This window comes from Methylobacterium sp. TK31 (genome assembly GCF_055361545.1).
In genome coordinates this window covers 2,707,604-2,720,284 of sequence record NZ_CM143964.1, presented here as the reverse complement: position 1 = coordinate 2,720,284, position 12,681 = coordinate 2,707,604, and the positions used below count along the sequence as shown (strand labels likewise).

Here is a 12,681-nt window from a genome sequence, read left to right as displayed (position 1 = left end):
GCTGAGGTTTTACTTCGCCTGGCCGAGTTCGCCCGGCGCTCCGGCCAGGGCGTGGTTGGGCGACGAGGTGGCGATCAGGACGCCGAGGGTGAGGACGTAGGGCGCGGCGTAGAACAGGTAATAGCCCTGCGAGACGCCCACCGACTGGAGCGCGGGCCCGAGCGCCCCGGCCCCGCCGAACAGCAAGGCCGCGCCGAAGCAGGCCAGCGGATTCCAGCGGGCGAACACCACGAGCGCCACCGCCATTAGGCCCTGCCCGGAGGAGATGCCCTCGTTCCAGGAGCCGGGATAATACAGCGACAGGTAGGCCCCGCCGATCCCGGCGAGCACCCCGCCGGCCCCGGTCGCCAGCAGCCGGACGCGGTCGACGTCGTAGCCCATGGCGCGGGCCGCCTCGGCGCTGTCGCCGACGATGCGGACGACGAGGCCGGTGCGGGTGTTGCGCAGCGCCCACCACAGCACGACGCTGAGTACCGCGCCGATCAGGAACAGCACGTTGACCCGGAGTGCGGCCCGGACCTGGGGCAGGTCCGACCAGTCGCCGAGGGGGATCGCCGGCAGTTGCGGCGCCGAGGGCTGGATGAAGGCCTTGCCGAAGAAGAAGGCGAGGCCCGAGCCGAACAGCATCAGGGCGATGCCCAGCGCCACGTCGTTGACCCGCGGCAGCCGGCAGATCCAGCCGTGCAGCAGTCCGAACAGGCCGCCCGCGAGCCCCGCCACCGCGACGCCGGCCCAGGCCGAGCCGGTGAGCACCGCCGTGGCATAGGCCGACATCGCCCCGAACACGAGGGTGCCCTCGAGGCCGAGATTGATCCGGCCCGAGCGCTCCGTGATGGTCTCGCCGAGGCTGACGAAGAGGAACGGCGTCGAGACCCGGATGGCTCCGCCGATCACCGCGATGAGGACGCTCCAGAGGCCGAGATCGCTCATGGCACGGTCCTGCCCGAGACGGCCCGCTTCTCGCCCCAGAGATGCGGGCTGAACACCTTGAAGCGCCCGTAGAGCGTCTCCCCCATCAGGACGAGGAGGAAGAGCAGGCCCTCCAGCAGCAGGATGGTGGCGTCCGGCAGGTGCAGGCGTCGCTGGATCAGGCCGCTCGACGCTTCGATCCCGCCGAGGAGGAAGGCGACGGGTGGGATCGCCAGCGGATTCTGGCGGGCCAGGAACGCGATCAGGATGCCGGTATAGCCGTAGCCGGCGATCAGCGACGCGTTGGCGTTGCCGTGCACCGCCGCGACCTCGAAGAAGCCGGCCAGCGCCGCCAGCGCCCCGCCGAGGGCGGTGAAGCCGGCGATCAGGCGGCCCACCGCCAGGCCCTGGATCTGGGCCGCGCGCACGTTGCCGCCGGCGATCCGGGCGGCGAAGCCCAGGGTGGTGCGCTCGGTCAGGACCCAGGCGAGGAAGCAGGCGAGAACCCCGACGCCGAGGCCCCAATGCACCTCGAGGCCGGGCATCGGGCCGACGCGGAAGGCCTCGTCGATGGTCCGGGTCGACGGCTTGTTGAGGCTGCCGGGGTCGCGCAGCAGGCCCTCGATCAGGTGGTTGGCGAGCGCGATGGCGATGTAGGACATCAGCAAGCTGGCGATGGTCTCGTTGACGCCGCGCCACGCGCGCAGGGCACCCACCGCCCCGAGCCAGAGCGCCCCGGTGAGGAGGGCGGCGAGCGCCATGGCGGCGATGCCCAGGCCGGAAGGCGCGCCCGACAGGGGCGCGGCCACCGCCGCCGCCGCGAGGCCCCCCAGCACGATTGCGCCCTCGCCGCCGATGACCACGAGGCCGAGGCGGGCGGGCAGGGCCACGCAGAGGGCCGCGAACAGCAGGGGCGCGGCGCGCTGGAGGCTGTTCTGCAGGGCGAAGGACGAGCCGAAGCCGCCCCGGTAGACGAGGTCGAGGAAAGCCGCCGGCGACTTGCCGAGGGCGAGGAGGAACAGGCTGAACAGGCCGAAGCCGAGGGCGAGCGCCCCGAGCGGAATGGCGAGGGCCTCCGCCCGGCGCGCCGCCCAGGCCCGCAATTGCAGGTTGGCCGAGGGGCGGGGCGCCGCGACGACCATGTCCGACGGAGCAGTCTCGGCGACCAAGGACGGGTCCTCCTGCTGGCGGCGTGCGGGGCGTGCTCTCGCGGTCAGGCCGAACCCTTCACGCCCTCGACGAGGTAGCCGGTGCTCTCCAGTTCGGGCGCGTTCTCGGCGAAGCCCTTGCCGGCCTCGGCGATCGTGTTGCCCTTGTTGTCCTTCAGCGGCCCGCGGATGATCGCGAACCCGCCCTTCATCATCTCCGCCTTGACCGCGTCGGCATTCTTGCGCGCCGCCTCGGAGACGCCGGGGCCGTAGGCGCTCATCTTCACGAACCCGTCCGCGAGGCCGCCGCGCAGGAAGTTCGGCGGCGCCTTTCCGGCCTGCATGCCGGTGACGAAACCGTTGTAGATCGGCGCCCAGTCCCACTCGGCGCCGGTGAGATACTTGTCCTTAGCGAGCGCCGACTGGTCGGCATGGTAGCCGCAGACGAAGGCGCCGCGCCGGGCGGCGGTCTCCACCGTCACCTTCGGGCTGTCCACGTGGCAGGTGATGACGTCGGCGCCGCCGTCGATCAGCGCGTTGGTGGCCTCCGCCTCCTTCACCGCCAGCGACCACTCGCCGGTGAAGATGACCTGGCAGGTGATGGACGGGTCGACGCTGCGGGCGCCGAGCAGGAAGCCGTTGATGTTGTTGAGCACCTGCGGAATCGGCTTGGCCGCCACGAAGCCGAGCTTCTTCGACTTGGTCGCGTGCGCCGCCACGATGCCGTTCAGGTACTGGCCTTGCGCGATATAGCCGAAATACGAGCCGGCATTCTTCGGGTTCGCCTCGGTCCAGAGGCCGCCGCAATGGCGGAACTGCACCTTCGGGTTCTTCTTCGCCTCGATCAGCACGTGCGGATCGAAATAGCCGAAGGAGGTGGGCAGGAGCAGGCTCGCCCCGTCCATGTTGATCATGCTCTCCATGGTCTTCTGGACGTCGTTGGTCTCGCGGACGTTCTCCTCCTCGACCACCTCGACCCCGGGCAGCCCCTTCAAGGCCGCCGCGCCCTTCGCGTGGGCCTGGTTGTAGCCGTAATCGTCCTTGGGACCGACATAGATCACGCCGACGGTCATCGGTCCGGCCGCCCGCGCCCGTGTCGCCGAGAGAGCCGAGAGGCCGAGGACGGCCGTGCCGCCCAGGAGGGTTCTGCGCGAGATCGAATGATGAGCCACGGGGCCTCGTTCCGTCGTTTGCCGAGCGATGGCGGCGCCTTTGCAAGGTCCGGGCCGCAGGCCGAGGATGTTCCGGCCCACGCGGGTCCGGTCGGGCGAGAGTGGACCCGGGGCCTGGAGGATCACGGGCGCCGTTGCCGAAGACGTGATCCGCACCGGCGCCTGCACGTGAAGATCGCACCGCGCCCGCGACGGCGTTCGATCAGGGCTTCATGGGCTCGGATGCTGCCCGACGAACGCGCGAGGACGCTTGGCGCGTGCGCGACGTCTGGAACCGGCCCGGCCGACAGCTTCACGCGGGCTCGAGACATCTGTCGCCGCCACCGGCTCCATCGCCCGTCGGCAGCGGCTCGGCATCCGGGCATCTCGACGCCGAAACTCCGCCGCGTCATATGTCGTAGCGCTGTCTCCAGCGCGGCTCGACGGTGCCGCAACGCGACGGGCAGGGAGGGCGCGAGTGGATCTCTTGGCTTCCTACTGGCAGACGTTGGTCGACCTCGTCAGCGCCGCCTGGGAGGCGGCGGTGGGCGACGTCGCCGCCATACCGGCGCCGATTCTCCTGAGCCGCTATGCGCCGGGCCTGCTCCTGATCGGATTCGTGCTCGGCTACGCCCTGCGGGCCTCGATCTCCCGGCGCCGGCGCAACCGCATCCGGCGCATGCGCGAAGGCTGGTGAGCGGCCGCCGCCCTAGAGGCTTTCACCCGAATCCGGGCCGGCGACGAGTTGTTCGCTCTCGATGGTGGTGTAGCCCTCCAGCCAGTCGGCGCTGTCCTGCGATTCCGACGGATAGGGATTGGCGCTGACGGGCTGTCCAGCGGTCCGGGCGGCACTGCCCTCCAGCCAGATTGCGTTCGAAACGACGGTCATGGATGCACCTCCTGCCGGGAGGAAAGCGCCGCCACCGGCGAATGGTTCTCGTGTCAACGCGATCCCCGAAATCCCCGGCGACCCGGTGCGGGGACGCCACGGGCGTATCGCCGGATCCCCGTCACCGCGGACGCCCGATCCGATCCGCGCGGATCATGCGATGAGCCGGGCTCGGCACGGTCGTTCGCGGATCACCGCGGGTGGTCGTTCACTCCGACCCTTGACTTATATCCATATCGCATCTTAGTTAGATGCGAGATGGATATAAGGTGGTGCCGTGAGCGAGGATGCCTTTCTCGACGCCTATGACCCCGACGCCTTCGCGCGGCCGTCGCTGACCGTCGATCTGGTCCTGATGGGCGTGCGGGACAACCGGCCCGCCGCTCTGCTCCTGCGGCGCGATCGGCACCCGCATGCCGGCCGCTGGGCGCTGCCCGGCAGCTTCGTGCGCCTCGACGACACCCTGGATCGGGCGGCCGAGCGCATCCTGCGCGAGAAGGCCGGGATCGCCGCCGCGCATCTCGAACAACTCTACACCTTCGGCGCACTCGACCGGGACCCGCGCATGCGCATCGTCACGGTCGCCTATCTCGCGCTGCTGCCGGAGGCGGACTTCGCGCGGGCGCTGGCGAACGGGGCGGGGCTGTCGGCGGCGATCCTCGACATCCCCTGGGCGGGTGAGGCCGGCGGCCCGGTGGCGGCCTTCGCGCCCGGCGACCGCACGACGCCCCTGAGCCTCGCCTTCGACCATGCCGAGATCCTGGCCCTGGCGGTCCTGCGGCTGCGGGGAAAGCTCGACTATTCCGAGGTCGCCTTCGCGCTGCTGCCGGAGGTCTTCACCCTGCGCCAGCTGCAGGACGTGCACGAGGCGATCCTCGGCACCACCCTGAACAAGCCCGCCTTCCGCCGCCGGATGCTCGACCGCGGCTGGCTCGCGCCGACGGGCGCCCGCGAGGCCGGAACCTCGTTCCGCCCCGCCGAACTCTACCGCTTCCAGAAACCGCTCTGATCCCGGAGCGCGCCTGACAGGAGGGTCCCATGGCTACGATCCGCAACCTCGGCCCGGTCGCCCAGCTCAGGAGCGAGGCGAGCAGCCACGTCATCCGCTACCGCAACGGCCGGGTCCGGCAGAGCGGGCGCGGCCTGGTCTTCTGGTTCCGGCCGGAAACCGCGAGCATCAGCGAGGTGCCGATGGACGACCGCGAGATGACCCTGTTCGTGCGCGGCCGCAGCCGGGACTTCCAGACCGTCGTGGTGCAGGGAACGATCGGCTGGCGCGTCGTCGATCCGGAACGGCTGGCGAGCCGGGTCGACTTCTCACTCGGCCTGCGCACCGGCAAGCCGCAGGGCGAGCCGATCGAGCGGATCGAGGCGCGGCTCGGCGGCATCGCCGGCCAGGACGTCCTGCAGGCGATCGGCGCCAGCCCGGTGGGCGCGCTGCTCGATGCCGGCCCCGAACCCCTGCGCCTGGGCCTCGAAGCCGTGCTCGGGGCGGCGCCGGCCCTCTCGGAGATCGGCCTCGCGGTGGTCTCGGTGCGGCTCACCAACCTGGCGCCGTCGAGCGAGCTGGAGCGGGCGCTGCAGACGCCGACCTTCGAGGCCCTGCAGCAGAAGGCGGATGCAGCGACCTTCGCCCGGCGCGCCCTGGCGGTGCAGAAGGAGCGGGCCATCGCCGAGAACGAACTGGAGACGCGGACGGAACTCGCGCGGCAGGAGGCGGTGCTCATCGCCCGGGAGGCGGAGAACGCCCGCGACCGGGCGGCGGGCCTCGCCGAGGCGAAAGGCCTGGAGGCGGCGGCGGAGGCCGAGCGCATCCGCCTCGTCGAGGGCGCGCAGGCCGAGGCCGAGCAGCGCCGTGCCGCGATCTACCGCGACCTGCCGCCGGCCGTGCTCCTGGGCCTCGCAGCCCGCGAACTCGCGGGCAAGCTCGAGACCATCGAGCACGTCACCGTCACGCCGGACCTGCTCGCGAGCGCGCTCGGCGCGTTCCGGGGGGCGGCGGCCGCGCCGTCCGCCCTGCCGCGCTGAGGAGCGGCCATGCCGGCCATCAGCCCGCGCGCGGTGTTCGTGGTCCGCGAGACGGATTACGAGGCCCTGCTCGCCCGGCACGCCACCCGCGGCCAGGCCCGGTTCTTCCTGCAGAGCCGCGGCCAGGATCTCGCCGAGGTCGAGGAGCGGCATGCCCGCTTCCACGCCGTGCTGGCCCGGGCCCGGGCGGCGGTACCGGGGGATTGGCGGCAGGCACTGGCCCGGCGCGTCGACCTCGACCGTTTCCTGTTCGCCCCCGAGGACGTCGTCGTCACGGTGGGCCAGGACGGTCTCGTGGCCAACGTGGCCAAGTACCTGAACGCGCAGCCGGTGATCGGCGTCAATGCGGCCCCCGACCTCTATGACGGCGCCCTCGCGCGGGTCTCGGTGGAGCGCCTCGGCGCGCTGCTCCCGGCCAGCGTCGCCGGAGCCGCGCCGGTGGAGCGCCGCACCATGGTGCAGGCGGCCCTCGACGGCGGCCAGCGCCTGCTCGCCCTCAATGAGATCTTCGTGGGCCATCGCAGCCACCAGTCCGCCCGCTACCGGATCGAAGCGGAGGGCGCCGCCGAGGACCAGTCGTCCAGCGGCCTCATCGTCGCCTCCGGCACCGGCCTGACCGGCTGGGCCCGCTCGATCGGCGAGGCGACGCATCTTACGGTCGGGATCGGCGCGGAGGAATCGGCGGTCGGCTACTGGGTGCGCGAACCCTTCCCGAGCGTCGCCACTGGCACGAGCCTCCGGGCCGGCCGGCTCGCCGCGAGCCCCCTGGCGATCACCTCCCGCATGAACGAGGGCGGCGTCATCTTCGCCGACGGAATCGAGCAGGACTTCATCGCCTTCGACTGGGGCCGGCGGGTGGAGATCGGACCGGCGACCCGCGCGCTGACCCTGGTGGTCGCGTAGGCGCTCGGCGCCGGCGACAGGTCCGCGGCAGCGGGGCCGAGATCTCGCGAGGCGCCCGAACGCAACCTGATAAATCTGAGAAAGCTTCGAAGGCCGGATGGCGCGCCCTACGGGAATCGAACCCGTGTTTTCGCCGTGAAAGGGCGACGTCCTGGACCGCTAGACGAAGGGCGCCGCTGCGGTGAGCGGTTCTATATGCGGCTTCGGGCGCGGGGGCAACGGGGGAATCACCGCGCGTTTGCGGCTTGACGAACGGGGCCCCGGCCGGTTTGTCGGGGGAGGCGCGGCCCGCATCCTGGATCGGCGGCCGGAGAGCGGACCTGACTGCATGACGACGCGACGTGACGGCCCGCCGGGGCCGCGGACGAACAAGCCGGGCTTCTCGCGCGGTCCCTTCCGGCGCGGGCCGCCTCAGAACCAGCGCGGCGCGGCGAGCGTCGCGGCGGCCTCCGGCGACCACGTCGTGCTCTACGGCTGGCATCCGGTGGCGCAGGCGCTGGCCAACGAGGGCCGCAAGCTGCACCGCCTGCTCGCCACCGAGAACGCCATGATCCGCCTCACCGAGGAGATCGGGACCCTGCGGATCGATCCCGAGCTGGTGCGCCCGAGCGCCATCAACGCGCTGCTCGGGCCGGACGCCGTCCACCAGGGCCTCTACCTCGAAGCCGATCCGCTGCCGGGGCCGGACCTCGACGAGTTGGGCGACGACGTCCTGCTCCTCGCCCTCGACCAGATCACCGATCCGCACAATGTCGGCGCCATCGTGCGCACCGCCGCGGCCTTCGGCGTCGCCGGCATCATCACCACCGCGCGCCACTCGCCCAACGCCACCGGCGTGCTGGCGAAATCCGCCTCCGGCGGCCTGGAGCACGTGCCGCTGATCGTGGTGCGCAACCTGTCCGACGCCCTGGTCGATCTCGGCAAGCGCGGCTTTACCCGGATCGGGCTCGATTCCGATGCCGAGACCGCGCTGGACAGCATCGGTCCGAAGCGACCGGCGGTGATCGTTCTCGGCGCCGAGGGCAAGGGCCTGCGCCAGCGCACCCGCGACAATTGCGACGTGCTGGCCCGCATCCCGTTCAGCGGCGAGATTCGCAGCATCAACGTCTCGAACGCCGCCGCGATCACCCTCTACGCCCTCAGCCCCCGCGGCTGAGGCGCCCGCGACCCGAGATTCCATAGCCTAGGATTCCGCGGCCGAAGATTTCTCGCCTGATGATTTCTCGCCCGAGGATCCCGCGCCGGCCTCAGCGCCAGAACGGCTTGACCTCGACGAGTTCGGAATGGGCCTCGGCCGCCGCCTTGAGGAGCTTGCGGCCGTCCACCTCGTTGTCGCCGGCAGCGAGTCCCGCTGCGAAGGCGGTCTCGCCCGGCATCTCCTGGGGGTCGGGCACCGCCACCAGGCCGGCCAGCACCGTGTGGGCGGTGGCCTGGTCGTTGAGGGTGCCGAGGTAGTCCTGCAGGTCGGACAGGGCCGAGACGAAGGCCTTGTGGCGCTTGCGCAGCTTCTTCTCGCTGTAGAGGCTCGCGAAGAATTCCGCCCCGTAGCGCAGCTTCTTGGCCTCGATGCGGACCCGGTGGCGCTCCTCGGCCTCCAGCCGGTCGAGATGGCGGCCGCGCTTGCGGATTCGGCGCAGGGCCTTGTCGAGGACCTGGGCGGCGAAGTCGGCTGCCGGCGCGTCGCGGTCCGGGGCCGCCGGCCCGGTCCGCCAGGCGCCGGTCTCCAGCCAGGCGGCGACGTCGAGGATCAGGCCGCGCCATTCCTGCGATTCGAGGGTGGCGAGCACGCCGTCATGGGCGCGGGCCCGCTCGGCTTCCAGGCGCTCGCGCAGGTCGTCGAGGCCGGCCTCGTCGGGCCGCTTCGCCATCTCCGCCGGCAGCGTCTCGGCCAGGAACACGTCGAGGTTCCGGGCATGGCCGAAGGGCTCGGTGATGCGCTTGATCTCCTCGCGCAGGGTGGCGGCGGCCGCATCCTGGGCCAGGACCGGCTTGAACAGGGTGAAGGCCGAGCGCAGGCGGCGCAGGGCGACGCGCAGCTGGTGCAGAGCCTCCGCGTCCCGGCTGTGGAGGAAGACGTCCTCGTTGAGGCGCAGGTGCGCGAGGCAGGCGAAGGCGATGGCCCGGAACGCGTCGCCGGCGCTCGCGTCGTCGGCCAGACTCACCGGGCGCGCCTTGCTTGGGCGGCGCAGGGTCCCGTCGAGGAGGCTGAAGCCGCGGGCCGACTTGCTCAGGGCGCCGAGGCGGAGGGGCACGGTCTCGGCGAGGGCCTGGGCCAGGGTGAACAGGTCCTCGGGCCGGCCCTCCTTGAGTTCGAGCTCCAGCTCCCAGAGGGGCGCGTCCCCGTTCGGGGTCTCGATCCGGCCCTCGTCGAAGGCAACCTCGATCTGCGAGGCGCCGTAGCGCACCGCGCGGGCGCGCCGCTGCACCAGGGTCGCGAAGGCCGGGGCGAGGTCGGGCGTCCCGGCGGCTTCGAGCACGCCCGGCACCGGGGTCTCGGCCAGCGGCGCGAGGTCGGGGGCGTCGCCGGCCACGGGGGCTTCCCATTCCGAGCGGTCGAACAGGCCCGGCGCGGTGGCGGCGGCCTTCACGGTCTGGATGAAGGCGTCGCCGTCGCGGCGGACCCGCAGGGTCAGGCCGGCCTTGCGCAGGTCGCCGTCCGCGGTGTCGTAGTAGGTCGAGGCGAGAAGGTGGGAGATCTCGGGGGCCTCCGCCTGCAGGAAGGGGTGGCGGCCCAGCTCGGCGAGGTCGCCGCCCTCGCATTCCAGCTTCAACTCGATCTCACGCGGCGCGGCCATGGTCTGTCCCAGGTTTCGGCCCCGGCCCGTCTTTCGCGACGGACCCTGCGGACCCTTTCACGACCGGGACAAGCCCGGCCCGGCGCAACCGTTCCGCGAGGAATCAGTCGTGGCCGCCGATGGTTATGGAGCAGGGCACCCCGGCAGCGCGACTGAAATCGTCACGATTTCGGTTCGTCCCTCGCGTCGAGTGGTGTAGCGGGAGGGACCGGCCCGGGGGCCGGTCGATCGGGGACATGTCGGGCGTCGTGATGAATCGGGAGCGGCTGAGGGCCGACCGCCTGCTGGTGGAGCGGGGTCTCTTCGAGAGCCGCGCCCGGGCGCAGGCCGCCATCGCGGCGGGGCTCGTCCGGGCCGATGACCAGCCGGTGGCACGGGCCTCCGACCTGATCGCCCGCGACGCGCGCCTCGACGCCACCGCCCCGCACCCCTTCGTCTCGCGCGGCGGGCTGAAGCTCGAAGCCGCCCTCGACGCCTTCGGGTTCGACGCGGGCGGCCGGGTCTGCCTCGACGTCGGCGCCTCGACCGGCGGCTTCACCGACCTCCTGCTGACCCGGGGCGCCGCCCATGTCTACGCGGTCGATGTCGGGCGCGACCAGCTCCACGCCTCCCTGCGGGCTGATCCGCGCGTCACCAGCCTGGAGGGAACCGATGCCCGCGGCCTCGACCGCGCGGCGATCCCGCGCGCGCCCGACCTCTGCGCCATCGACGTCAGCTTCATCTCGCTCCGGCTGATCCTGCCGGCGGTCCTGCCGCTGCTCGCCCCCGGCGCCGGCCTCGCCGCGCTGATCAAGCCGCAATTCGAGGCCGGGCGGGCCCGGGTCGGACGCGGCGGCATCGTGCGCGATCCGGCGATCCACGAGGCGGTCTGCGCCGAGATCCGCGACGCGGTCGCGGCCGCCGGCCTGCGGATCCTTGGACTGATCCCGTCACCCGTCGCCGGCGGCGACGGCAACCGCGAGTTCCTGATCGGGGCTCGCCTGGACCCCCCTTCATGACCGAACCCCAGCCGCAGACCGACACCCTGGAGATCCGCCGCCTCGGCGCCCGCGGCGATGGGCTCGCCGAGGATGGCACCGCCGTCGCCCTCGCTCTCCCGGGCGAGCGCGTCACGGTCGTCCGGGCCGGCACGCGGGGCACGCTCGTGGCCGTGGAGCGAGCCTCGCCGGACCGGATCGCGCCGTTCTGCCCGTATTTCGGGACCTGCGGCGGCTGCGCGGTGCAGCACCTGGCGCCCGAGCCCTATGCCGTCTGGAAGCGTGACCACCTCGTCCAGGCCCTGTCCCATGCCGGGCTCGGCACCGTGCCGGAGCCGCTGGTCGATGCCCGCGGGGAGGGGCGCCGGCGCCTCACCCTGCACGTGCGGGCGGTGGAGGGGATCGCGCAGGCCGGCCTAATGGCGGCGCGCAGCCACGACCTCGTCGCCATCGACCATTGCCCGATCACGGTGCCGGCGCTGCACCGGGCGCCGCAGGCGGCGGCCGCCCTGAGCGCCCCCCTCGGGCATGGCCGCAAGCCCCTCGACGTCGCCTTCACCGCCACCGAGGCCGGCCTCGACGTCGACATCCGCGGGCACGGCCCCGCCGCCGAGGGTGTCCGCGCCGTCCTGGTGCGCCTGGCCGGCGACCTCGACCTCGCCCGCCTGTCGCTGCACGGGGAGGTGCTGGTGGAGCGCCGGGCGCCGGCCGTCACCACCTCGGGCCTGCGCCTGGTGCCGCCCGCCGGCGGCTTCCTCCAGGCCACGGCGGCGGGCGAGGCGGTGCTGACCGAGGCCGTCCTGGGCGCCCTCGACAAGAAGGTGAAGCGGGTGGTCGACCTGTTCTCCGGCAGCGGCCCGTTCACCCTCGCCATGGCCCGCACCCGCGACGTCCACGCGGTCGAGGGGGAGGCCGCCGCCCTCGCCAGCCTCGACCGGGCGGTGCGCGCCGTGCCGGGCCTGCGCCGGGTCACCACCGAGCGCCGCGACCTGTTCCGGCGCCCGCTCCTGCCCCTCGAACTCGACGCCTACGACGCTGTCGTGTTCGATCCGCCGCGGGCCGGGGCCGGGGCCCAGGCGGCCCGGATCGCCGAATCCAAGGTGCCGCTGGTGATCGGGGTCGCCTGCGACACCGGCACCTTCGCGCGGGACGCCGCCACTTTGGTGGCGGGCGGATACACCCTGGAGCGGGTGATCCCGGTCGACCAGTTCGCCTATTCGGGCCATCTCGAGATGGTCGGCGTGTTCCGGCGTCCGCGCCCGCCGCGCAAGCGGCTGTAGGGCGGCTCGACAACCGCGCGCACGCCCTTAGGTGAGGGGCATGCGCGCATTTCTCCTCGCCCTGGCCACGACCCTCGCCCTCGCCGGGCCCGCCGCGGCGGATTCCTGCGGCGAGCTCATCGACCGGGTCACGGCCGGGACCGGGGCGACCCTGGTCAAGCGGACGGCGGATTTCGCGGAGTTCAGCGCCGCGGACGGGATCGGGATGACGCTCGCCTGCGGCGAGCTCTCGGCCACCGGCACCCAGTTCCGGGGCACGCCGCTGCCTCCCGGCTATTTCGAGCTGTTCGGACGGGCCGGCCACGCCGTCACGGGCATCGCCGCCGACGTGCTGACCCAGGCGGGGCGGACGGCGCTGACCGCCGCGGCGACGACGCGGCACAGCAACGTCGATGCCGGGACGGCGCTCGTCACCTGCTCGCTCTCGGGGCCGCGCGACGCGCCCGTGACCGCCTGCGCGGTGATCGAGCGCGACGAGCGCCGCTAGGGTCGTTTGAGCAGCGCGGGTTCACGGTGCGCTCAGGAGCGCATGGCGATCACCATGTAGCCGGAATACAGGAGGGCTGCGGCCATCAGGAGGTAGACGTTGGGTTCCATGGCG

13 protein-coding genes and 1 tRNA gene are annotated in these 12,681 nt (G+C 72.6%); 8 read left to right on the top strand and 6 right to left on the bottom strand.

The window, feature by feature from the left end:
* Window positions 1-9: 9 nt before the first annotated feature.
* The 3 genes from ACXJY8_RS12600 to ACXJY8_RS12590 are packed head-to-tail and all read right to left on the bottom strand — an operon-like array spanning window position 10 to window position 3,229.
* On the bottom strand, window positions 10-930 hold the full coding sequence (locus ACXJY8_RS12600; RefSeq protein WP_463769345.1) for an ABC transporter permease: 921 nt from the start codon (window positions 928-930) through the stop codon (window positions 10-12).
* The gene (locus ACXJY8_RS12595) at window positions 927-2,078 is read right to left on the bottom strand and encodes an ABC transporter permease (protein WP_463769343.1); all 1,152 of its coding nucleotides are present in this window, start codon (window positions 2,076-2,078) and stop codon (window positions 927-929) included. The genes ACXJY8_RS12600 and ACXJY8_RS12595 overlap by 4 nt, the downstream gene beginning before the upstream one ends.
* A gap of 44 nt (window positions 2,079-2,122) precedes the next feature.
* Entirely contained in the window at window positions 2,123-3,229 is a 1,107-nt protein-coding gene (locus tag ACXJY8_RS12590; RefSeq protein ID WP_463769341.1) for a BMP family ABC transporter substrate-binding protein, read from the bottom strand.
* Window positions 3,230-3,686: 457 nt separating this feature from the next.
* Between ACXJY8_RS12590 and ACXJY8_RS12585 the strand changes: the two genes are divergently transcribed.
* The gene (locus tag ACXJY8_RS12585; protein WP_463769339.1) at window positions 3,687-3,905 is read left to right on the top strand and encodes a hypothetical protein; all 219 of its coding nucleotides are present in this window, start codon (window positions 3,687-3,689) and stop codon (window positions 3,903-3,905) included.
* A 12-nt stretch (window positions 3,906-3,917) separates the two neighbouring features.
* On the opposite strand, the gene ACXJY8_RS12580 is transcribed toward ACXJY8_RS12585, so the two are convergent.
* A complete protein-coding gene (locus ACXJY8_RS12580) occupies window positions 3,918-4,097 on the bottom strand; it encodes a hypothetical protein (RefSeq protein WP_463769337.1) in 180 nt (59 codons plus the stop codon).
* A gap of 277 nt (window positions 4,098-4,374) precedes the next feature.
* Here ACXJY8_RS12580 and ACXJY8_RS12575 point away from each other — a divergent pair, with 277 nt between their 5' ends.
* From ACXJY8_RS12575 to ACXJY8_RS12565, 3 genes are read left to right on the top strand one after another with little or no spacing between them, the layout of a single operon-like run.
* Window positions 4,375-5,106 carry an NUDIX hydrolase gene (locus tag ACXJY8_RS12575; RefSeq protein WP_463769335.1) on the top strand — a complete coding sequence of 244 codons (732 nt, stop codon included), beginning with the start codon at window positions 4,375-4,377 and terminating at the stop codon, window positions 5,104-5,106.
* A gap of 29 nt (window positions 5,107-5,135) precedes the next feature.
* The gene (locus ACXJY8_RS12570) at window positions 5,136-6,125 is read left to right on the top strand and encodes an SPFH domain-containing protein (RefSeq protein WP_463769333.1); all 990 of its coding nucleotides are present in this window, start codon (window positions 5,136-5,138) and stop codon (window positions 6,123-6,125) included.
* A gap of 9 nt (window positions 6,126-6,134) precedes the next feature.
* Entirely contained in the window at window positions 6,135-7,028 is an 894-nt protein-coding gene (locus tag ACXJY8_RS12565; RefSeq protein ID WP_463769331.1) for an NAD(+)/NADH kinase, read from the top strand.
* Between the two features lie 98 nt (window positions 7,029-7,126).
* Here ACXJY8_RS12565 and ACXJY8_RS12560 read toward each other — a convergent pair.
* A tRNA-Glu gene (locus ACXJY8_RS12560) sits at window positions 7,127-7,202 on the bottom strand.
* 154 nt (window positions 7,203-7,356) lie between these two features.
* Here ACXJY8_RS12560 and rlmB point away from each other — a divergent pair.
* Window positions 7,357-8,184 (top strand): 23S rRNA (guanosine(2251)-2'-O)-methyltransferase RlmB, encoded by an 828-nt coding sequence (gene rlmB, locus ACXJY8_RS12555; RefSeq protein ID WP_463769329.1) that lies wholly within the window; start codon window positions 7,357-7,359, stop codon window positions 8,182-8,184.
* Between the two features lie 91 nt (window positions 8,185-8,275).
* On the opposite strand, the gene ACXJY8_RS12550 is transcribed toward rlmB, so the two are convergent.
* Window positions 8,276-9,823 carry a CYTH and CHAD domain-containing protein gene (locus ACXJY8_RS12550; RefSeq protein ID WP_463769327.1) on the bottom strand — a complete coding sequence of 516 codons (1,548 nt, stop codon included), beginning with the start codon at window positions 9,821-9,823 and terminating at the stop codon, window positions 8,276-8,278.
* A 251-nt stretch (window positions 9,824-10,074) separates the two neighbouring features.
* On the opposite strand from ACXJY8_RS12550, the gene ACXJY8_RS12545 reads away from it, so the two are divergent.
* Genes ACXJY8_RS12545 through ACXJY8_RS12535 form a run of 3 tightly spaced genes read left to right on the top strand, consistent with a single transcriptional unit; the run spans window position 10,075 to window position 12,567 of the window.
* Window positions 10,075-10,821, top strand: a complete 747-nt coding sequence (locus ACXJY8_RS12545; RefSeq protein WP_463780594.1) for a TlyA family RNA methyltransferase — start codon at window positions 10,075-10,077, stop codon at window positions 10,819-10,821.
* Window positions 10,818-12,080, top strand: coding sequence for a class I SAM-dependent RNA methyltransferase (locus tag ACXJY8_RS12540; protein ID WP_463769325.1), 1,263 nt, complete (start codon window positions 10,818-10,820; stop codon window positions 12,078-12,080). The genes ACXJY8_RS12545 and ACXJY8_RS12540 overlap by 4 nt, the downstream gene beginning before the upstream one ends.
* A 40-nt stretch (window positions 12,081-12,120) precedes the next feature.
* Complete coding sequence (locus tag ACXJY8_RS12535; RefSeq protein ID WP_463769323.1) at window positions 12,121-12,567, top strand: hypothetical protein; 447 nt, start codon at window positions 12,121-12,123, stop codon at window positions 12,565-12,567.
* Window positions 12,568-12,681 lie beyond the last annotated feature (114 nt).

What these genes read in the sequence shown, in the direction of transcription:
- ACXJY8_RS12600 (WP_463769345.1), bottom strand. Translation starts at nt 930, where the DNA reads ATGAGCGATCTCGGCCTCTGGAGCGTCCTCATCGCGGTGATCGGCGGA.
- ACXJY8_RS12580 (WP_463769337.1), bottom strand. Translation starts at nt 4,097, where the DNA reads ATGACCGTCGTTTCGAACGCAATCTGGCTGGAGGGCAGTGCCGCCCGG.
- ACXJY8_RS12570 (WP_463769333.1), top strand. Translation starts at nt 5,136, where the DNA reads ATGGCTACGATCCGCAACCTCGGCCCGGTCGCCCAGCTCAGGAGCGAG.
- ACXJY8_RS12565 (WP_463769331.1), top strand. Translation starts at nt 6,135, where the DNA reads ATGCCGGCCATCAGCCCGCGCGCGGTGTTCGTGGTCCGCGAGACGGAT.
- rlmB (WP_463769329.1), top strand. Translation starts at nt 7,357, where the DNA reads ATGACGACGCGACGTGACGGCCCGCCGGGGCCGCGGACGAACAAGCCG.
- ACXJY8_RS12550 (WP_463769327.1), bottom strand. Translation starts at nt 9,823, where the DNA reads ATGGCCGCGCCGCGTGAGATCGAGTTGAAGCTGGAATGCGAGGGCGGC.
- ACXJY8_RS12545 (WP_463780594.1), top strand. Translation starts at nt 10,075, where the DNA reads ATGAATCGGGAGCGGCTGAGGGCCGACCGCCTGCTGGTGGAGCGGGGT.
- ACXJY8_RS12540 (WP_463769325.1), top strand. Translation starts at nt 10,818, where the DNA reads ATGACCGAACCCCAGCCGCAGACCGACACCCTGGAGATCCGCCGCCTC.
- ACXJY8_RS12535 (WP_463769323.1), top strand. Translation starts at nt 12,121, where the DNA reads ATGCGCGCATTTCTCCTCGCCCTGGCCACGACCCTCGCCCTCGCCGGG.